A 17,256-nucleotide genomic window follows, 5' to 3' on the forward strand; every position below is an offset into this window, starting at 1 on the left:
TGGCGGAACGCCTTGTCCCGACCAAGAATCAGGCGGTCATTTCATCAACCGATCCTTGATCACCGGCCCGACTGCGCCGAAATCCATCTGCCCGGCATAGCGGGCGCGCAGCTCGGCCATGACCCGGCCCATGTCGCGGATCGACTCGGCGCCCAGATCGGCGATGGCCTTGTCGATGGCGGCACGGGTTTCCTCTGCGTCCAACTGGCGCGGCAGATAGGACTGGATCACCTTGATCTCGTCCTGCTCGCGTTCTGCCAACTCCAGCCGGCCGCCTTCTTCATAGGCTTTCGCCGATTCCTGACGCTGCTTGACCATTTTGGACAGGATCGCAGTCAGGTCGGCCTCTGACAGCCCCGCTTCGTCCCCACCTTCACCGCGTGCGGCGATCTCGCGATCCTTGATCGCGGCCGAGATCAACCGCAGCGTGGACAGCCGCGCCGTCTCTTTTGCTTTCATCGCCTCTTTCGTGTCGGCCAGAATGCGTTCGCGCAGTCCCATCTGATCCTCGCTCAATGAATTCAACCGGGTGGTGCCCGGCTTTACCCCCGCAGTCAAGCAGGGGCCGTGCGCGGGTCTCAACCCCGCCCCGGCGTCAAAGTTCCGCGTGCCCGCCGTTCCGCCTTGACGCCCGCCCGCCCTTTACCTAGGTTCCCGCCGATTTACCCGGAGAGTGACGATGCCCCAGAAACCGACCGCATGTCTTGCGCTTGCCGACGGCACCGTGTTCCACGGCCATGGCTTCGGCGCGGTCGGGGAAGTGGTGGCCGAACTGGTCTTCAACACCGCGATGACCGGCTATCAAGAGATCATGACCGATCCCTCTTATGCCAGCCAGATCGTGACCTTCACCTTCCCGCATATCGGCAATACCGGCGTGACCGAGCAGGACGACGAGGCGCCTGAGCCCGTCGCCTCGGGCATTGTGGTGAAATGGGACCCGACCGAGCCGTCGAACTGGCGTGCAAGCTCGGATCTGGTCGAGTGGATGACGCGGCGCGGCCGCATCGGCATCGGCGGCATCGATACCCGCCGCCTGACCCGCGCGATCCGTCAGCAAGGCGCGCCGCATGTGGTGCTGGCCCATGATCCGCAGGGCAATTTCGACATCGCGGCCATGGTTGCCAAGGCCCGCGACTGGAAGGGGATCGTCGGGCTGGATCTCGCCAAGGACGTGAGTTGCCGCCAGAGCTATCATTGGAGCGAGGGCGTCTGGTCCTGGCCCGGAACCTTCGGTCAGTCGGAAGAGAAAAAGCCCTTCCGCGTCGTCGCCGTCGATTATGGCGCGAAACGCAATATCCTGCGCTCTCTGGTACAAAGCGGCGCCGATGTGACCGTCCTGCCCGCCACCGCCACCGCGGAAGAGGTGCTTGCCCATAACCCCGAAGGGGTGTTTCTGTCGAACGGTCCCGGCGATCCGGCCGCCACCGGCGCATATGCCGTGCCGATGATTCAAGAGCTGCTGCGCAAGGATCTGCCGATCTTTGGCATCTGCCTTGGCCACCAGATGCTCGCCTTGGCGCTTGGCGCCCAGACCGTGAAGATGAACCACGGCCATCACGGCGCCAACCACCCCGTCAAGGACGTCGAAACCGGCAAGGTCGAGATCACCTCGATGAACCACGGTTTCGCCGTCGATGCCCAAACCTTGCCAGAGGGCGTGATCGAAACCCATGTCAGCCTGTTCGACGGTTCGAACTGCGGGCTGCGCGTGGCGGACAAGCCGGTCTTCTCGGTGCAGCATCACCCCGAGGCAAGCCCGGGCCCGCAGGACAGCGCCTATCTCTTTGACCGGTTCACTCAGGCGATGCGTAGCCGCCGCAGCTGATTCCGCTGCGGTAAAGGGCTGCGATTAACCCGTTCTTAACCCTCTGCATGTCAGAGAAGGGTCAATTGACCCTGTTCGGGAAACACGCATGGCCCGCACCGCCCTTGTCACGCCCTTTGCAGCCGAACCGCCGCCGGTAGTTGCGTCCGGCTGCAGGGGAACCATCGTCGCGCCACGCGATATGCGCCCGCTGGGCCAGATCCTGATCGAGGATGGCGCGGTCGATCCGCACAACCTGCTCAAGGCTTTGGTGATGCGCCACCGACAGTGGGCGCGGCTGGGTGAAATCCTGCTGGCCAACGGCTGGGTGCAGGAACAGGCGCTGACCCGTGCCCTGTCCCGACAATGGCGCGCAAGCGTGCTGGATCTGGCAGAGTTGCCGCCTGATCCGCGTCTGGTCGATGCACTGGGCGCGCAGTTTTGCCTGGCCCAGGGCGTGGTGCCCTGGCGACGTGTCGGCGGCGTGACCTTCATCGCCACCGCCCGGCCCGAATGCTTCACGGCCCTGAAAGACCGCCTGCCCGCCAGCTTCGGCCCGGTGCGCATGCTGCTATGCTCCGAAAACGCCGCGAGAGAGGCGGTGCTGTCCCTGCGCCGCACCGCGCTGATCCGCCAGGCAGAAACCTGCGTTCCGGCGCAGGAAAGCTGCCGCACCCGGAATGAGCGCCGCTGTGGCCGAATCGCTGTCGCACTGATCGCAGCGACAGCGCTGGGGGCGGTGTTGATGCCGGTCGCGGTAATCGCGTTGTTGACGGCATGGGCGGTCCTGACGCTGGTCGCCTCGGCCACGCTGAAGCTTTTTTCGTTCGCAGCCATCCTGCGCCAGCACAGGCAGGATCGGCTGCTGAAGGGCGCGATGGCGCACGGCACCAACCCACCGCCCGAGATGACGGCGCCCCTGCCGGTGATCTCGGTCATGGTGCCGCTTTTTGCCGAGGCGGATATCGCCGAAAAGCTGATCGGCCGACTATCGCAACTGGATTACCCGCGCGAGTTGATGGACATCCTGATCGTGGTCGAGGAAGTCGACCGCGTCACCTGCGAGGCGCTCGAAGGCGTCGAGTTGCCGCGCTGGCTGCGTGTCGTCAAGGTACCCGACGGGCCGGTCCGCACCAAGCCGCGGGCCCTGAACTATGCGCTGAATTTTTGCCGCGGCACGATCATCGGGGTCTGGGACGCCGAGGACCGCCCCGAGCCGGACCAACTGCACAAAGTCGCCCGAGGCTTTCATTTTGCGCCGCCCGATGTGGTCTGCCTTCAGGGTGTGTTGGACTATTACAACCCTCGCACCAACTGGCTGGCTCGCGCCTTTACCATCGAATATGCGTCCTGGTTTCGCGCTACGCTGGCCGGGGCGGCGGCGCTGGATCTGGTGGTGCCGCTGGGCGGAACAACGCTGTTCTTTCGCCGCGAAGCACTGGAAAAGGTCGGCGCCTGGGACGCCTGGAACGTCACCGAGGATGCCGATCTGGGCGTTCGCCTGACCCGGCGCGGCTATCGCACCCAAATGCTCGACACCGTCACGCATGAAGAGGCGAACTGTCGCCTGATCCCCTGGGTCAAGCAGCGCTCTCGTTGGCTCAAGGGCTTTGTCATGACTTGGGGCGTACATATGCGCGACCCGGTGGCACTGTGGCGCGATCTGGGCGCAAGGCGCTTCATCGGCTTACAAGTGCAGCTTTTCGCCTCGGTCTCGCAATATCTGCTGGCACCGGTGCTGTGGAGCTTCTGGCTGCTCAGTCTTGGCTTGCCGCATCCGATGCGGGACGTGCTTTCAGGCATGCTGGGCGGCAATGCCATCGCCATTCTGTTTACCCTGTTCGTAGCCTCGGAGCTTTTGAACATCGCCATAGGCTGCTGGGCGGTGCGTGGGCCGCGGCATCGCCACCTGCTGCCTTGGGTGCCGACACTACATCTTTATTTCCCGCTGGGCTGTCTGGCCGCCTGGAAGGCGATCTACGAGGTGGTGCTCAAGCCTTTCTATTGGGACAAGACCCAGCATGGCATCTTCGCGGCCGTGCAGGACGAAACGGCAGAGCCCGCGCTCTGGGCCGCCGGTGGGCTGATCCCTCTGAGCGATGGAGCCGGGACGTGGGACACTGCGGCTGCCATTCCTGTCTCGGGTCAGGACCGGGTGACGGCGCAGGTTCCGTTACTGGGCAAGATCGGTTGAACAACCGCGATGGTCTTAGCCCGCCTGCGCCTCCAACCCGGCCAGAACCCCGTCGATGACGGCGCCGGTGGTTTCGGCCGCTTCGGCCAGTCGCGCGGCCAGATCTTCCAGAGAGGCCATCCCGGTCTCCCGCAACAGGAATGCCTGTCCCCCCTTGCCCAGATTGGTCATGTCGAGTGGCCTTTCGGTCAGCAGCCGGCCAGAACATTGCAGGCTCCACAAAAAGCGCCGGGCCGAGGCCAGTTTTTCGGCATCTTCGCGCCCGATCAGCCCCAACCGCGGCCCGGTACGCAGTTGCGCCTGCGCCGCCCGCACGGGCGATCCAGCTCGCAATGCGAAACATTGCGCCAGCAATTCGATATCCTGCAACCTGCCCCGACCGATCTTGGCCTCCCATGCACCATCAGGGGCCTTGGCGGCAAAGATACGGGCACGCATCTCGGCCAGATCCGGCATAACACGGGGGTCGGAGCCGCGCTTTTGCAGCACTTCAACACGCAGCGCCTCGACCTCGTCGGCCAGTGCGGCAGCATCCGTGCCGCAGATGCCGATCACGCGAGCACGGGTCAGCGCCAGATGCTCCCATGTCCAGGCCTCGCTCATCTGATAGTCGCGAAAGCTTTGCACGGATGTCGCCACCGGCCCCTGCCGCCCCGAAGGACGCAGCCGCATATCGACCTCGTAAAGCCGCCCGGCAGCGGTTGGCGCCGAGACCGCCGTGATCATCGCCTGGGTCAGCCGCGCGTAATAGGCCCGCGTCGCCAGCGGCTTTCGCCCCTCAGACGCCTCTTGCCCGGCCGCGTCATAAATGACGATCAGGTCCAGATCGGACGAGGCATTCAACTGCCGCGCCCCCAGCGAGCCCATGCCCAGCACCACGGCCCCCCGGCCCGGCGCCGGCCCGTGCCGGTGTGCGAATTCCGCCGCAACCACAGGAAACAGCGCGGCCAGCGCAGCATCGGCGATATCGGCATATTGGCCGCCCGCCTCCTCGGCGCCGATCAGGCTGCGCAGGTGGTGAACGCCGATACGGAACTGCCCTTCATGCGCCCATCGCCGCGCCGCATCCAGCGCCTGCTCATAGCCGCCATCGGGCGCGCTGAGCGCCGCGGCCAACAGTTGGTCAAGCTGGCGGCGCAGTTCGGCCCCGCCCGGCCATTGCGAAAAGAAGCTGCCGGCCAGCACCGCATCCAGCACCTCGGGGTGGCGGGCAAGATAGGCGGCAAGCCCGGGCGCCGTGCCGCAGATATCAACGATCAGGTCGATCAGTTGCGGATTGGCTTCAAAAAGCGAGAAAAGCTGCACCCCAGCCGGCAACCCCGCCAGAAAGGCGTCGAATCGCGCCAGCGCCTCTTCAGCATGCGCGGCAGCGGTCAGGCGTGTCAGCAGATCTGGCTCGATCCGGGCAAAGACCTCGCGTCCGCGCGCCGAGCGCAAGGCAGGATAGCTTCGCCAGCGCGCGACGATCGCCTCGGCCTCGGGCGACAGGGCGGGGCGGGCGCATTGCTCGCCTGGGGCGAAAAAATCCCCCGTCAGGGCTTCCACCCGGCTCAGGCGGGCGGCAAGGCGCGCCGACCAGGCGGCGGTATCCCCCTCGCCCATCATGCGGGCAATGACCTCAATCCCTTCGGCCGAGTTGGGCAGGGAATGGGTCTGCGCATCGTTGACCATCTGGATGCGATGCTCGATCTCGCGATGCTCGCGGTAATGCGCAGTCAGTTCCTCGGCGACGTCCGGCGGAACCCAGCCCTTCTCGGCCAACCGCGCCAACCCCTCGACCGTGCCGCGCACCCGCAGGTCGGGGTCACGGCCGCCGGCAATCAACTGGCGGGTCTGGGTGAAAAACTCGATCTCGCGGATGCCACCCTGCCCCAGCTTCATATTGTGGCCGGGAACCTCGATCCGGCCATGCAGGCCTTTGTGCTGGCGTATGCGCAGCCGCATGTCATGCGCGTCCTGGATGGTGGCGAAATCCAGATGCCGCCGCCAGACAAAGGGCCGCAGTTCGCGCAGGAAACGCGTACCCGCCGCCAGATCACCTGCGCAGGCGCGCGCCTTGATATAGGCACTGCGCTCCCAGGTGCGGCCCTCGGCCTCATAGTAAGCCAGCGCGGCCGAGATCGACATGCAGACCGGCGTCACCGCCGCGTCGGGCCGCAACCGCAGGTCAGTGCGAAAGACATAGCCTTGATCGGTATTGTCCGAGATCGTGGCCGCCGCCTTGCGGGTGGCACGGATCAGGCTGGCACGGGCCTCATACTGGTCATCGGGGGCATAGGCGCTGTCGTCGTAAAGCACGATCAGGTCGATGTCCGAGGAGTAGTTCAGTTCCCCCGCACCCATCTTGCCCATGGCCAGCGCCACGATGCCGCCGGCATCGGCCTGGCTTGGCGGCAGTTTGCCGCGCGCCTGCTCGGCCGCGACATGGACCCGCAGTGCCAGATCGGTGGCACGGTCCGCCAGATCGGTCAGCGCCCCTGTCACCTGTTCAAGCTTCCAGACGCCGCCCAGATCGGCGAGCGCCGTCCACAGCGCCACGCGCCGCTTCGCACGACGCAGCGCCGGGCCAAGCGCCTCTGCGGAAAGCGTCTCGAACCCCGACATCTCGCGCGCCACGATGTCCTCGTGTGCCAGCGCATCGGGCAGCCAATCGGCCTCGCGTTCGATCAGACCCGCCAGATAAGGGCTGCAACCGGCAGCGCCCCGGATCAGGTCGCCCAGACGGGGATCGGCAATCGCGGTCGCCTGCAGCGCAGAAAGGCCGCGGGCGGAATCTGCGGGAATGGGCAGGCGGGTGATGTGGGAGGCGAAATCCATGGCCGCAGCCTAGCCGCAGTCCGCGCCGCGTCAATGCCATGCGGATGGACCGGCGGGTTCAATTCTTGCGGTTTTCCCTGCTTGGCGCGCCGGACAACTATTGCTAGGCTTTGCTCATCTGCAACTGACAGCAAAGCCCAAGCCGCCGCCATGAGAGTGACCCGATCGCATGCGTCCGCAAGCGCGGCGTGTCCCGGATACCGGGAGCACGGGTGATGCGGCATACCTTGCCTCATGCGCCGCAATTTTATGTGACGGCGCCGCAGCCCTGCCCCTATCTGCACGGCCGGGCCGAGCGTAAGCTGTTCACCGCGCTGGCCGGCGATTCCGCCAACGAATTGAACAATGCGCTGTCGCGTCAGGGCTTTCGCCGCTCGCAAAATGTGCTTTACCGGCCAAGCTGCGAAAGTTGCGTCGCCTGCATGTCGGCGCGTATCCGGGTCTCGGATTTCGCCCCGTCGCGCACGCAGCGCCGGGTGACGCGCAAGAATGCGCATCTGCGGCGGCTGGCCACCAGCGCCTGGGCGACCGAGGAACAATACGAATTGTTCCGCGCCTATCTGGATGAACGTCATGCGGATGGCGGCATGGCCGACATGGATATCTTTGAATTCGCCGCGATGATCGAAGAGACGCCGGTCCGCACCCGCGTCATCGAATATCGCACGCATCAGGGCGACGGCGCCGAAACCCCGCCCCCGCCGGACAACGACCGTCTGGTCGCGGTCTGCCTGACCGATGTTCTGGATGACGGGCTAAGCCTGGTCTACAGCTTTTACGACCCCGCGCTGGATAGCTTCAGCCTGGGCACGCACATCATTATGGACCATATCGAACTGGCCCGCAGCGCCGGCCTGCCCTTCGTTTACCTGGGCTATTGGGTGCCCGGCAGCCGCAAGATGGATTACAAGGCGAAATTCGCCGCGCTGGAGATCTATAAGGGCGGTGTATGGCAGCCGATTGGCGACCCGGCACAACACACGTCCGACATCCATCCCCTGTCCATCGACCCCATCGTCGAGCAGGTGGCGCGCATCAACCTGCCCTCAACCCGGAAATGATTACCGACAGGGCGAGGTTTTGGTAAGAATATTTCAATAATTTGCGACATAGAGTCATTTTATTGGAGAATCGGCATTGACCACGCTGCGCCACGCTCATAGTTTTCCGCGACGCAGCGGGGCGACAGCCCCGCCATGTTTTTGTTCAAAGATGGAGAATGGGGATGTCCCGACAAATGACGGGTGCAAGGATAGTTATCGAAGCTCTGCGCGATCAGGGCGTCGATACTGTATTCGGCTATCCGGGCGGGGCGGTACTACCCATTTACGATGAGATTTTTCAGCAAAACGACATCCGGCATATCCTGGTCCGTCATGAACAGGGTGCCGTCCACATGGCCGAGGGCTATGCCCGCTCGACCGGCAAGCCGGGGGTGGTTCTGGTCACTTCGGGGCCGGGTGCGACCAATGCAGTCACCGGGCTGACCGATGCGCTGATGGATTCCATCCCAATCGTCGTTCTGACCGGGCAGGTTCCGACCTTCCTGATCGGCACCGACGGCTTTCAAGAGGCCGACACCATCGGCATCACCCGTCCCTGCACCAAGCATAACTGGCTGGTGAAGGAAACCGACGAGTTGGGCGCGACGATTCACAAGGCTTTCCACATCGCAACCTCGGGCCGGCCGGGGCCGGTGCTGGTCGACATTCCCAAGGACGTGCAATTTGCCACCGGCGAATACGTCGGGGCGAAACAGATCGACATGCCCAGCTATCAACCAGTGAAGAAAGGCGATCTGTCGGCCATCACCCGGCTGGTCGAACTGATGGAGACGGCCGAACGGCCGATCTTTTACACCGGCGGCGGGGTCATCAACTCTGGTCCGGGCGCCAGCCAGCTCTTGCGTGAACTGGCAGATGCCACGGGCTTTCCGGTCACCTCTACATTGATGGGGCTGGGTGCCTATCCGGCATCGGGCAAGGGCTGGATCGGCATGCTGGGCATGCACGGCCTTTATGAGGCCAATATGGCGATGCACGACTGCGACCTGATGATCGCGGTCGGTTCGCGCTTCGACGACCGCATCACCGGTCGGGTCGCGGATTTCAGCCCCGGCTCGATCAAGGCGCAAATCGACATCGACCCCAGCTCGATCAACAAGGTGATCCACGTCGACCTGCCCATCGTCGGCGATGTCGGACATGTTCTGGAGGACATGCTGAAGGTCTGGAAATCCCGCGGCCGCAAGACCAATTCCGCGGGTCTGCAGACATGGTGGCGGCAGATCGAACAGTGGAAGGCGCGCAATTGCCTTGCCTACCGAAACTCGGACAAGGTCATCAAACCGCAATACGCATTGCAGCGGTTGCAGGCGCTGACAGCCGCACGCAACCCCTATTTCACGACCGAGGTCGGCCAGCACCAGATGTGGGCCGCGCAGTTCCTGCATTTCGAGGATCCGAACCACTGGATGACCTCGGGGGGGTTGGGCACGATGGGCTATGGTCTGCCCGCCTCGATCGGGGTGCAGGTGGCCCACCCCGAGGCACTGGTCATCAACGTCGCCGGCGAAGCAAGCTGGCTGATGAACATGCAGGAAATGAGCACGGCTGTGCAGTTCCGCGCCCCTGTCAAACAGTTCATCCTGAATAACGAACGCCTTGGTATGGTCCGGCAATGGCAGCAGTTGCTGCATGGCGAACGCTATAGCCAAAGCTGGTCGGAAAGCCTGCCGGATTTCGTGAAACTTGCCGAGGCTTTCGGTTGCCGCGGGCGCACGGTTTCGGACCCTGCCGAACTGGACGCCGCTATCCAGGAAATGATTGCCTACGACGGACCGTTCATTCTGGACGTGCTGGTCGAGAAACACGAAAACTGTTTCCCGATGATCCCCTCGGGCAAGCCGCATAACGAGATGCTGCTGGGCGACGCCTCGACCGACGGTGCCATTACCGGCACCGGCGCGGCGCTGGTCTGATTTAGGAAAGCGAGAAAAACATGGCGGCACTGAATATCCAGAAAGGCGCATCCAGCCATTCGGCCTATGACCTGCGCGATCCCAATTCCCAGACCATCGAAAGCCATACGCTTGCGGTGCTGGTCGATAACGAGGCCGGCGTGCTTGCGCGGGTCATCGGCCTGTTTTCAGGACGGGGCTATAACATCGACAGCCTGACCGTGGCCGAGGTGGATCATCTGGGCCACCGCTCACGCATTACCATCGTCACCCGCGGCACGCCGGCCGTGATCGAGCAGATCAAGGCGCAGCTTGGCCGCATCGTGCCCGTGCATGAGGTCCACGACCTGACCGTCGAGGGCCCCAGTGTCGAACGCGAACTGGGTCTGTTCAAGGTAACGAGCAAGGGCGACAAACGGGTCGAGGCGCTGCGGATCGCCGAGATTTTTCGGGCGAGCGTGGTCGATTCGACACTGGAAAGCTTTGTCTTTGAAATCACCGGCGCACCCGACAAATTGGACGCTTTCGCAGAGCTGATGCGTCCCTTGGGATTGTCGGATCAGGCCCGCACCGGGGTCGCCGCGCTGGCGCGCGGCGCCTGAAATTCAGCGGGCGGCCGCCAGTTTCAGCGGCCGCTCTTGCGTCTCGGCCTCGGGGTTCGAAATGACCCGCAGGACAGGACGGGCCTGGGCAGGCTTTTCGCCCATGTCGCGCAGCAAACCGGGCAGTTCAGAACGTTTGTTGCCGGCAACAAGGCTGACGAATCGCGCCTGACGCACACCGGCCGATACTTCGAACTCAAGCTCGACAAGATCGCCGGCTTCGGGCCATTCCGTTGCAATCAGAAGATGCTCCTTCCCCTGCAAATAGGCCAAAGCGCCATGATCTTCACACCAGATCACGGCTTTCTCTTTGGCCGGACTGCTCCATAAAATAACCCCGATCATGAAAGCTCCTAATAAAAGCCGCCCGGAAATGGAGGATCTAATCCAACCTACGCGGGAAACTATCGGCAATTTCTCGCCTATGAAAGTGATTTCTGAGCGGCTGTTCAGTTTGACGCAGATTATATTATAAAATTGCACGTTTTATTGTGCTGCCAGTATACCGGCAGAATTAATCCGCAGTATTATTCCAAAAAATATCATCGACATATATGCAGAAAAAGCACTGTCCCCGCCATCAACTTGCTGCCGGGTCAGCGTACCCGACCGGCCCGATAATCGGCCACGGCACGCGCTACCTGCTCCATCCGGGCGTCGCGCGAGGGGTGAGTGCCCAAAATTTTATCGCCCGGATCGGGAATACGGGCGAAAAACAGCGCGCCGTGCTCGGGATCGAAACCAGCCTTCAGCGCGATAATCGCGCCCAGATAATCCGCCTCAAGCTCCCAATCCTTGGAATAATAGCGCGCGCCGAACTGGGCGCCGAAATCCTGCGCCGCACGAATCACTTCGGGATCGCCGCCATACGCGCTTGCCAACCCACCCAGAATCACCGCGCCAACGGTTGACGCACCAGTCTTGCGGTTGATGTGACCCAGAATGTGGTGGCTTGCCTCGTGCCCGACGACGAATGCCAACTCATCGGCATTCCGCGCCTCGCCGATCAGTGAAAGGGTAAAGCCGATGATCGGCCGGCCATTGGCGTCGACGGTCTGAAATGCGTTCGGCTCCAACCCGGCGCGATCATCGACGACGAACTGGAAGTCGCAGTTGATCGGCTGGGTGCGACGCTGCAGGCATTCGCGTTCGATCACCGGTTCCATCCGGCTGACGACCGAAATGAAGGTGCGGGCCGAGGCCGAGGCATTGGCCGGCCGGTCCGGCGATGGGGTAATGGTGACGTCTGGCGCCCCTGCCCCCGGCTGCGGCGGGGGCGCGGCGACACAGCCCGCCAGCACCAGCATGATGGCCGCCACCGCCTGCCACGTTCTGACCATCCCACGCCCTCGCATCCTTGTTCGCATCACTTTAGCCGTGCCTGTCGTCTGCCGCCAAGTCCCGGGCTTGCTCAAGCCGCAATATCACGCGATTGTTGCAAAAAGCACGGGAGGACCGCCATGTTCACCATCGAGCATGATTTCGACGCGACCGTTATCACCCTGATCGACGAACTTCCCGACGCGCAGATCGGCTCGCGACCGCTGAACGAAGATGTGATCATCCACAGCTTCGATGATCGGGTGGTGGTCGAACAGTTCGATCCCGACACGGGCGACCTGGCGCAGATCGTCCTGACCATCGAGCAACTTGAGGAATTGCGCGCCGCACTGAACCTTCCCGAAGGGAACTATCGGCTGCAGCGCGGCTAATCGATGCGAAACAGCTTGTCGCGCGACGTGGCGCCGCGCACCAGCACCAGCCGCGACTTGGCAACGCCCAAGGCCTTGGCCAGCAACTTGACCACTGCGGCATTCGCCTTGCCGTCCTCGGGGACGGTGGTGACGGTGACGCGGATCACCTCTCCGTCCGCCAGCACCGCATTGCGCGAGGCACGAGGCGTGACCCGCACGGCGATTTGGGCCCCGGGCCGGACAAGATGGCTAAGATCGCTCATACCCCCTTGAAGCCGCGCCACGCAAAAAAGGCAATGCCGACTGGCGCGCAGGGGTCCGCATGGCTATCTGAGAACAAACACGCGCGAATATGACGAGGACCGAATGCAACACACCGATCCCGCCACTCTGGCTTTCCTGCGGAGCCGCCGCTCTCATCCGCCCAAACTGATGACCGGACCCGCCCCTTCGCAGGCCGAGATCATGGATCTTCTGGAGATGGCCGCCCGCGTGCCCGACCACGGCAAGCTGGAACCCTGGCGTTTCGTGGTGCTGGGGCGCGAGGTGCTGGATCGGCTGGCCCCGGTTCTGGCGGAACATGTCCGGACCAAAGGCGGGGACGAGACGGCGGTGGAAAAGGCGCGTTCGGCCTTCGCATCGCCGGTGATCGTGGCGGTGGTCTCGGCCCCGGTCGAAAGCCCGAAGGTGCCGGAGTGGGAGCAGTTCCTTTCAGCCGGGGCGGTTTGCCTTGAGCTGTTGAATGCCGCCCTCGCAGCGGGCTATGGTGCTGCCTGGCTGACCGGCCCGGCTGCCGAGCCGGATTTTGCCCATACGCATCTGGGCGTCGGCGAGGGCGAGCGTATCGTGGGGCTGGTCCATATCGGCCAACGCGGCACGACCCCGCCCGAGCGCCCGCGACCCGATGTCGCGGCCAAGACGACCTTCCTGTAATGGTGCTGCGGGCGTTGATCCTTGGCTGGGGCGACCTGCTGCGACCACGCATCTTTGGCGTAGTCGCCCTTGGCGTGGCGCTGACGCTGGTACTGTTCATCGCCCTGCAAGCCGGGACCTTCTGGGCAATCCGCGTCTTTGCGCCCCAAACGGTAAGCCTGCCCTGGATCGGCGCCGTGCCTCTGGCCCCGGCGCTGTCCTGGAGCTCGCTTCTGCTGTTTCCCCTGATGAGCATCTTTCTGATGATGCCGGTCGCCGCGGGCTTTTCCGGGCTTTTCGCCGAAAGGGTTGCCGAAGCGGTCGAGGACACGCATTACCCCGCCGCCAAGGGCCTGCCGCTCGACTTCTGGGCCGGGCTATGGGAATCCTTGGCCGTGATGGGGGCTGTGATCCTTATCACATTGATAACGCTGATGCTGACGCCCTTTATTGGTCCGCTGGCGTCGCTGCTGTTCTATGGCGGCAACGGTTGGCTTCTGGGGCGAGAGTTCTTCCAGATGGCCGCGTTGCGCCATCTGCATGAACCGCAGGCAAGCGCGCTGCGTCGCAGCATGGCCGCGCAGGTCACGACGCTGGGGGTGCTGATCGCGCTTTTACTGACCGTGCCGGTGCTGAACGTGGTCATCCCGGTACTGGCGGCGGCGGGGTTTACCCACCTTTATCATCTCAGCGCGTCCAGGCATCAAGGTCGGCGCGGGTGATGACGCCGGCGATGATGATATAGGCGATCACGCCCCAGATCACCGCGGCGATCAGCGTTGCCCACAGCGCCTTCTTTTTCAGTTTCGGCTCATGCGGTGCACCGGCGGGCGTGCCGGGTACCACATGCCCCGCCTCGGCCTGACTTTTCTGGCCGATCGGCAGCAGCACGAACAGCACCAGAAACCACAGCATGGTGTAAAGGACGATACCTCCGGTCAGGCTCATCAGACCTGCTCCAGTTCGATCAGGCAGCCGTTGAAATCCTTGGGGTGCAGGAACAGCACCGGCTTGCCGTGCGCGCCGATCTTGGGCTCGCCATTACCCAGAACGCGGGCACCTTCGGATTTCAGCTTGTCGCGCGCCGCCAGAATGTCATCGACCTCAAAGCACATGTGATGAATACCGCCCGAGGGATTTTTCTCCAAAAATCCATTGATCGGGCTGTTTTCTCCCAGCGGATACAGCAGTTCGATCTTGGTGTTCGGCAGTTCGATGAAGACGACGGTGACGCCATGGTCGGGCTCGTCCTGCGGCGCACCGACCTTGGCGCCAAGGCTGTTTTCATATTGCGCTGCCGCCGCCTTCAGGTCGGGCACGGCGATGGCGACATGGTTCAAACGTCCGATCATCACTTCCTCCGTCATTTGCGCTCTTCTAGGGCGACAAGGCCGCGGGGGGAAGGAAAAGAAATCGTCGTTAACCGCTTCTTAGAAGAATCGCGCAATTCTTGGTGCAGAAGGTGATTCCCAGTTAGGATTTTACATGATGGAACAGGAAAGGATCAGCGCGGAAGAATTCCCCCCTTGGCGCGTTACCCTGCCCAGCCGGCCCTTGACCGGCCTGACGGTCTTGGTGGTCGAGGATTCGCGCGTCGCGTCCGAGGCCGTGCGCTTGCTGTGCCTGCGCTCGGGCGCACGTATCCGCCGGGCCGACAGCATCCGCGCCGCGCTGCGGCATCTGAAGACCTATCGCCCGGGCGCGGTGATCGTGGATATGGGCCTGCCCGATGGCAACGGTGCAGACATGATCGCCGCATTCGCCCGGACGCAGCCAAGGGTGCCGGTGATCCTGGGCATCTCGGGCGATCCGGCTAACCGCGATGCGGCGCTAAGGGCGGGGGCGGATGGTTTTCTGGAAAAGCCGGTCGAGAGCCTTGCCCTGTTCCAGGAGGCGATACTGGCCGCCCTGCCCTCCGATGCACGGCCCCAAAGCCCGCGCGCCCTGCCCGACGACATGATCGGCGTCGATCACAAAGCGCTCCGCGACGACCTGGCGCATGTCCTTGATGTGCTCGCCGAGGCCGAGGACACCGCCGCCATCGACTATATTGCGCGGTTTCTGGCCGGCGTGGCCCGCTCGGCGCATGACAGGATGCTCGAAGATGCGGCAACGACACTGGCCCGCGACCATGAGCAAGGCCGACCGCTGGCCACCGATCTGACGCGGATCAGCGGTTTGGTTCAGGATCGGCTGGCCACCAAGCTGGTGCTATGAGCCTGCTACCGCACGGTCAACGCGGACAGGCTTTGCCTCTGACGCCCTTGGGCATCAAAATTCTCGGGCGCAAGCCAAGTCTCGTGAGCATGCGCCACGGCGGGCCAGTCCTGGTCGATGATGGCATACCACGCCGTGTCGCGGTTGCGGCCCTTATAAATCATGTGCTGGCGAAAAACACCTTCAAAGATAAAACCATAGCGCAGGGCAGCCCGGCGGGACGGGGCATTCAGCGCATCGCATTTCCATTCGACGCGACGGTAGCCGGCACCAAAGGCCCATCCGATCATCAGCGAAATCGCCTCGGTCGCGGCTGGGGTGCGCTGCATCAAGGGCGCGATTTCGATATGGCCGATCTCGATCACGCCGTTCGCAGGGTCGATGCGCAGAAAGGCCGCAAGCCCGCCCACCTCACCCGTCGCAGCGTCGCGCAGGGCATAAAAGAACGGATCCACCTTGGCAGCCATCCCTGCCTGCCAGTCGCGATAGCTCGGCAGATCGGCGAAGGGACCATAGCCCAGATAGTCCCAGACCCAATCCTGCCCCTGATTGGCCGCAAACATATCCTCGCTGTGACGATGGGGATCCAATCGCTCCAGAACCACATGGCGACCCTTGATCATATCCGGTCCTGGTGCAGGAGGTGGGGCGAAATCCGTAACCCGAGGGCCAGTCGGACGTCCCGACGCCTCCCCGTTATGGACAGTATCGAAATCACCACCATCGACACCTGCGCTATCCCCAGCCCAAGCATGCCCTTTTGCATAGGGGGCATCGTGAGAAGGGTCCAAGCCTTGGTTATGCTGATTGGCAGAGCGCAAGCGGGAGGGTGTGTCGGGACCGTTGGACATGGGCAAAACTCCGGTCAGGGTTCACGCCAGCATCCCCGGATCGCCCCCAAGGTCAAGCCCGGGAAAAATGGCCCGCTCCAGCGTGTCGCGCTCGATCCCGAACAGACCGTGCATCGCCCAGGCGGCATAGGCGCGGATGTCGCGCACGGGCATCAGGTCGCGGTCGGCATAAAGCTGCCCCTCGTCCAGACCCGGCCAGTCGCCAAAGGCGCGGCCACCACGGATCGCGCCCCCCGCCATCAGCAGCGCGCCGCCCGTGCCATGATCCGTCCCGCCCGAACCGTTTTCGCGCACGGTGCGGCCGAATTCCGTCATGGCCAGCACGGTGGTTCGGTCCCAGTTCGGTCCCAGCCCTTCGCGCAGCTTCAGGATCGCCGCCGCCAGCCGGTCCAGCCCCCGGCCCAGCACGGGGGGTTGGTTGGCGTGGCTGTCCCAACCGGGGATCGAAAAAGCGGCAATGCGGCTTTCCGCGTTCAGCCGGCTGGCTGTAAAGGCCGCCAGCGCCTGCGCATCGGCGGTCGGTCCGGGGATCTTGCCGATGTCCGAAGTCTCGGCACTGATCTGCACGGCACCCTGCGCCGCCTCGCGAAACAGCGGATCGTCGTGATAGACATGTTCCAGCAGCAGTTGCGCCTGCGGAGACAGGTTCAGCGAGGCGCGGGGTGCCCAACTCAGGTGTGCAGCCTCCCCGGTCAGGATCTTCATCTGCTCAACGCCCACGGAATAGGCGGTTTCGGCGATGGCGCCGGGCGTCGCTTGCAACAGCCGGTTCAGCCAGCCACCCACCCGCCGATCCACGGGCAGGTCGTTCCCGGTCCCGGCCTCCAGCACGTCCTGGCCGTCGAAATGGCTGCGCTTGTCACGGTAAGGGGTCGAGACGGCATGGGCAAAGGCCAGCTCGCCCGTCCGCCACAGCGGCAAAAGCGTCTCCAGACGCGGGTGAAGTGCAAAAAAGCCATCAAGGTCCAGCGCACCATTTTCCGGCCCGACGGACAGGCTGCTGCGCAACTTGCGCAGCATCGGGTCGCCATATGGCTGGATCGCGTCCAGCCCATCCATGGCCCCGCGCAGGATGATGACAACCAGCCGGTTCTCGCCCGGAAGCGCGGCGAAGGTCATCGAGTTCATGAAGGGATGCGCCGCTGCCGAACAGCCAATCAGCGAAGCGCCCTTCAGAAACAGGCGTCGGTCCAGTGTCAGCAT

General features: G+C 63.6%; 18 protein-coding genes. 9 read left to right on the plus strand and 9 right to left on the minus strand.

The features are described 5' to 3' along the window. Nucleotides 1-36: 36 nt before the first annotated feature. Entirely contained in the window at nt 37-501 is a 465-nt protein-coding gene (locus JWJ88_RS08035) for a GatB/YqeY domain-containing protein (protein WP_205295163.1), read from the minus strand. 178 nt (nt 502-679) lie between these two features. On the opposite strand from JWJ88_RS08035, the gene carA reads away from it, so the two are divergent. Then, the gene (gene carA / locus JWJ88_RS08040) at nt 680-1,828 is read left to right on the plus strand and encodes a glutamine-hydrolyzing carbamoyl-phosphate synthase small subunit (protein WP_205293592.1); all 1,149 of its coding nucleotides are present in this window, start codon (nt 680-682) and stop codon (nt 1,826-1,828) included. Between the two features lie 88 nt (nt 1,829-1,916). Then, nucleotides 1,917-4,001, plus strand: a complete 2,085-nt coding sequence (locus tag JWJ88_RS08045) for a glycosyltransferase (RefSeq protein WP_205293593.1) — start codon at nt 1,917-1,919, stop codon at nt 3,999-4,001. 15 nt (nt 4,002-4,016) lie between these two features. On the opposite strand, the gene JWJ88_RS08050 is transcribed toward JWJ88_RS08045, so the two are convergent. After that, nucleotides 4,017-6,818: a [protein-PII] uridylyltransferase family protein gene (locus JWJ88_RS08050; protein ID WP_205293594.1), complete on the minus strand. Its 2,802-nt coding sequence runs from the start codon at nt 6,816-6,818 to the stop codon at nt 4,017-4,019. 215 nt (nt 6,819-7,033) lie between these two features. Here JWJ88_RS08050 and JWJ88_RS08055 point away from each other — a divergent pair, with 215 nt between their 5' ends. The 3 genes from JWJ88_RS08055 (at nt 7,034) to ilvN (ending at nt 10,379) form a co-directional block, all read left to right on the plus strand. Then, on the plus strand, nt 7,034-7,879 hold the full coding sequence (locus JWJ88_RS08055) for an arginyltransferase (protein WP_205293595.1): 846 nt from the start codon (nt 7,034-7,036) through the stop codon (nt 7,877-7,879). A gap of 164 nt (nt 7,880-8,043) precedes the next feature. Continuing rightward, nucleotides 8,044-9,798, plus strand: coding sequence for an acetolactate synthase 3 large subunit (locus JWJ88_RS08060; RefSeq protein ID WP_205293596.1), 1,755 nt, complete (start codon nt 8,044-8,046; stop codon nt 9,796-9,798). 20 nt (nt 9,799-9,818) lie between these two features. Continuing rightward, nucleotides 9,819-10,379, plus strand: a complete 561-nt coding sequence (gene ilvN / locus JWJ88_RS08065; RefSeq protein ID WP_205293597.1) for an acetolactate synthase small subunit — start codon at nt 9,819-9,821, stop codon at nt 10,377-10,379. A 3-nt stretch (nt 10,380-10,382) separates the two neighbouring features. Here the strand turns inward: ilvN and JWJ88_RS08070 are convergent, their stop codons facing one another. Both JWJ88_RS08070 and JWJ88_RS08075 read right to left on the minus strand, forming a co-directional pair. Further along, on the minus strand, nt 10,383-10,724 hold the full coding sequence (locus JWJ88_RS08070; protein ID WP_205293598.1) for a hypothetical protein: 342 nt from the start codon (nt 10,722-10,724) through the stop codon (nt 10,383-10,385). Nucleotides 10,725-10,975: 251 nt separating this feature from the next. Beyond that, the gene (locus JWJ88_RS08075; protein ID WP_205293599.1) at nt 10,976-11,719 is read right to left on the minus strand and encodes a M48 family metalloprotease; all 744 of its coding nucleotides are present in this window, start codon (nt 11,717-11,719) and stop codon (nt 10,976-10,978) included. A gap of 120 nt (nt 11,720-11,839) precedes the next feature. On the opposite strand from JWJ88_RS08075, the gene JWJ88_RS08080 reads away from it, so the two are divergent. Continuing rightward, nucleotides 11,840-12,091, plus strand: a complete 252-nt coding sequence (locus JWJ88_RS08080) for a hypothetical protein (protein ID WP_205293600.1) — start codon at nt 11,840-11,842, stop codon at nt 12,089-12,091. Here the strand turns inward: JWJ88_RS08080 and JWJ88_RS08085 are convergent. Then, nucleotides 12,088-12,336, minus strand: a complete 249-nt coding sequence (locus tag JWJ88_RS08085; protein ID WP_205293601.1) for a DUF167 domain-containing protein — start codon at nt 12,334-12,336, stop codon at nt 12,088-12,090. The genes JWJ88_RS08080 and JWJ88_RS08085 overlap by 4 nt on opposite strands. Nucleotides 12,337-12,439: 103 nt before the next feature. Between JWJ88_RS08085 and JWJ88_RS08090 the strand changes: the two genes are divergently transcribed. Together JWJ88_RS08090 and JWJ88_RS08095 are read left to right on the plus strand one after the other, a co-directional pair. Then, complete coding sequence (locus JWJ88_RS08090) at nt 12,440-13,006, plus strand: nitroreductase family protein (protein ID WP_205293602.1); 567 nt, start codon at nt 12,440-12,442, stop codon at nt 13,004-13,006. Further along, nucleotides 13,006-13,707 carry an EI24 domain-containing protein gene (locus tag JWJ88_RS08095; RefSeq protein WP_205293603.1) on the plus strand — a complete coding sequence of 234 codons (702 nt, stop codon included), beginning with the start codon at nt 13,006-13,008 and terminating at the stop codon, nt 13,705-13,707. Before JWJ88_RS08090 ends, JWJ88_RS08095 begins: the two co-directional genes overlap by 1 nt. On the opposite strand, the gene JWJ88_RS08100 is transcribed toward JWJ88_RS08095, so the two are convergent. Together JWJ88_RS08100 and mce are read right to left on the minus strand one after the other, a co-directional pair. Then, nucleotides 13,673-13,933: a DUF1467 family protein gene (locus tag JWJ88_RS08100; protein ID WP_205293604.1), complete on the minus strand. Its 261-nt coding sequence runs from the start codon at nt 13,931-13,933 to the stop codon at nt 13,673-13,675. The two genes, JWJ88_RS08095 and JWJ88_RS08100, sit on opposite strands and share 35 nt — an antisense overlap. Next, nucleotides 13,933-14,337, minus strand: a complete 405-nt coding sequence (gene mce / locus JWJ88_RS08105) for a methylmalonyl-CoA epimerase (RefSeq protein WP_205293605.1) — start codon at nt 14,335-14,337, stop codon at nt 13,933-13,935. The genes JWJ88_RS08100 and mce overlap by 1 nt, the downstream gene beginning before the upstream one ends. Nucleotides 14,338-14,473: 136 nt before the next feature. Here mce and JWJ88_RS08110 point away from each other — a divergent pair, with 136 nt between their 5' ends. After that, nucleotides 14,474-15,202 carry a response regulator gene (locus tag JWJ88_RS08110; RefSeq protein ID WP_240200222.1) on the plus strand — a complete coding sequence of 243 codons (729 nt, stop codon included), beginning with the start codon at nt 14,474-14,476 and terminating at the stop codon, nt 15,200-15,202. Between the two features lie 5 nt (nt 15,203-15,207). Here the strand turns inward: JWJ88_RS08110 and JWJ88_RS08115 are convergent, their stop codons facing one another. Both JWJ88_RS08115 and JWJ88_RS08120 read right to left on the minus strand, forming a co-directional pair. Beyond that, nucleotides 15,208-15,825, minus strand: a complete 618-nt coding sequence (locus JWJ88_RS08115) for a GNAT family N-acetyltransferase (RefSeq protein ID WP_240200134.1) — start codon at nt 15,823-15,825, stop codon at nt 15,208-15,210. Between the two features lie 249 nt (nt 15,826-16,074). Further along, nucleotides 16,075-17,256: a DUF1501 domain-containing protein gene (locus tag JWJ88_RS08120; RefSeq protein ID WP_205293608.1), complete on the minus strand. Its 1,182-nt coding sequence runs from the start codon at nt 17,254-17,256 to the stop codon at nt 16,075-16,077.

It is taken from the genome of Paracoccus methylovorus (assembly GCF_016919705.1).
Classification (GTDB): domain Bacteria; phylum Pseudomonadota; class Alphaproteobacteria; order Rhodobacterales; family Rhodobacteraceae; genus Paracoccus; species Paracoccus methylovorus.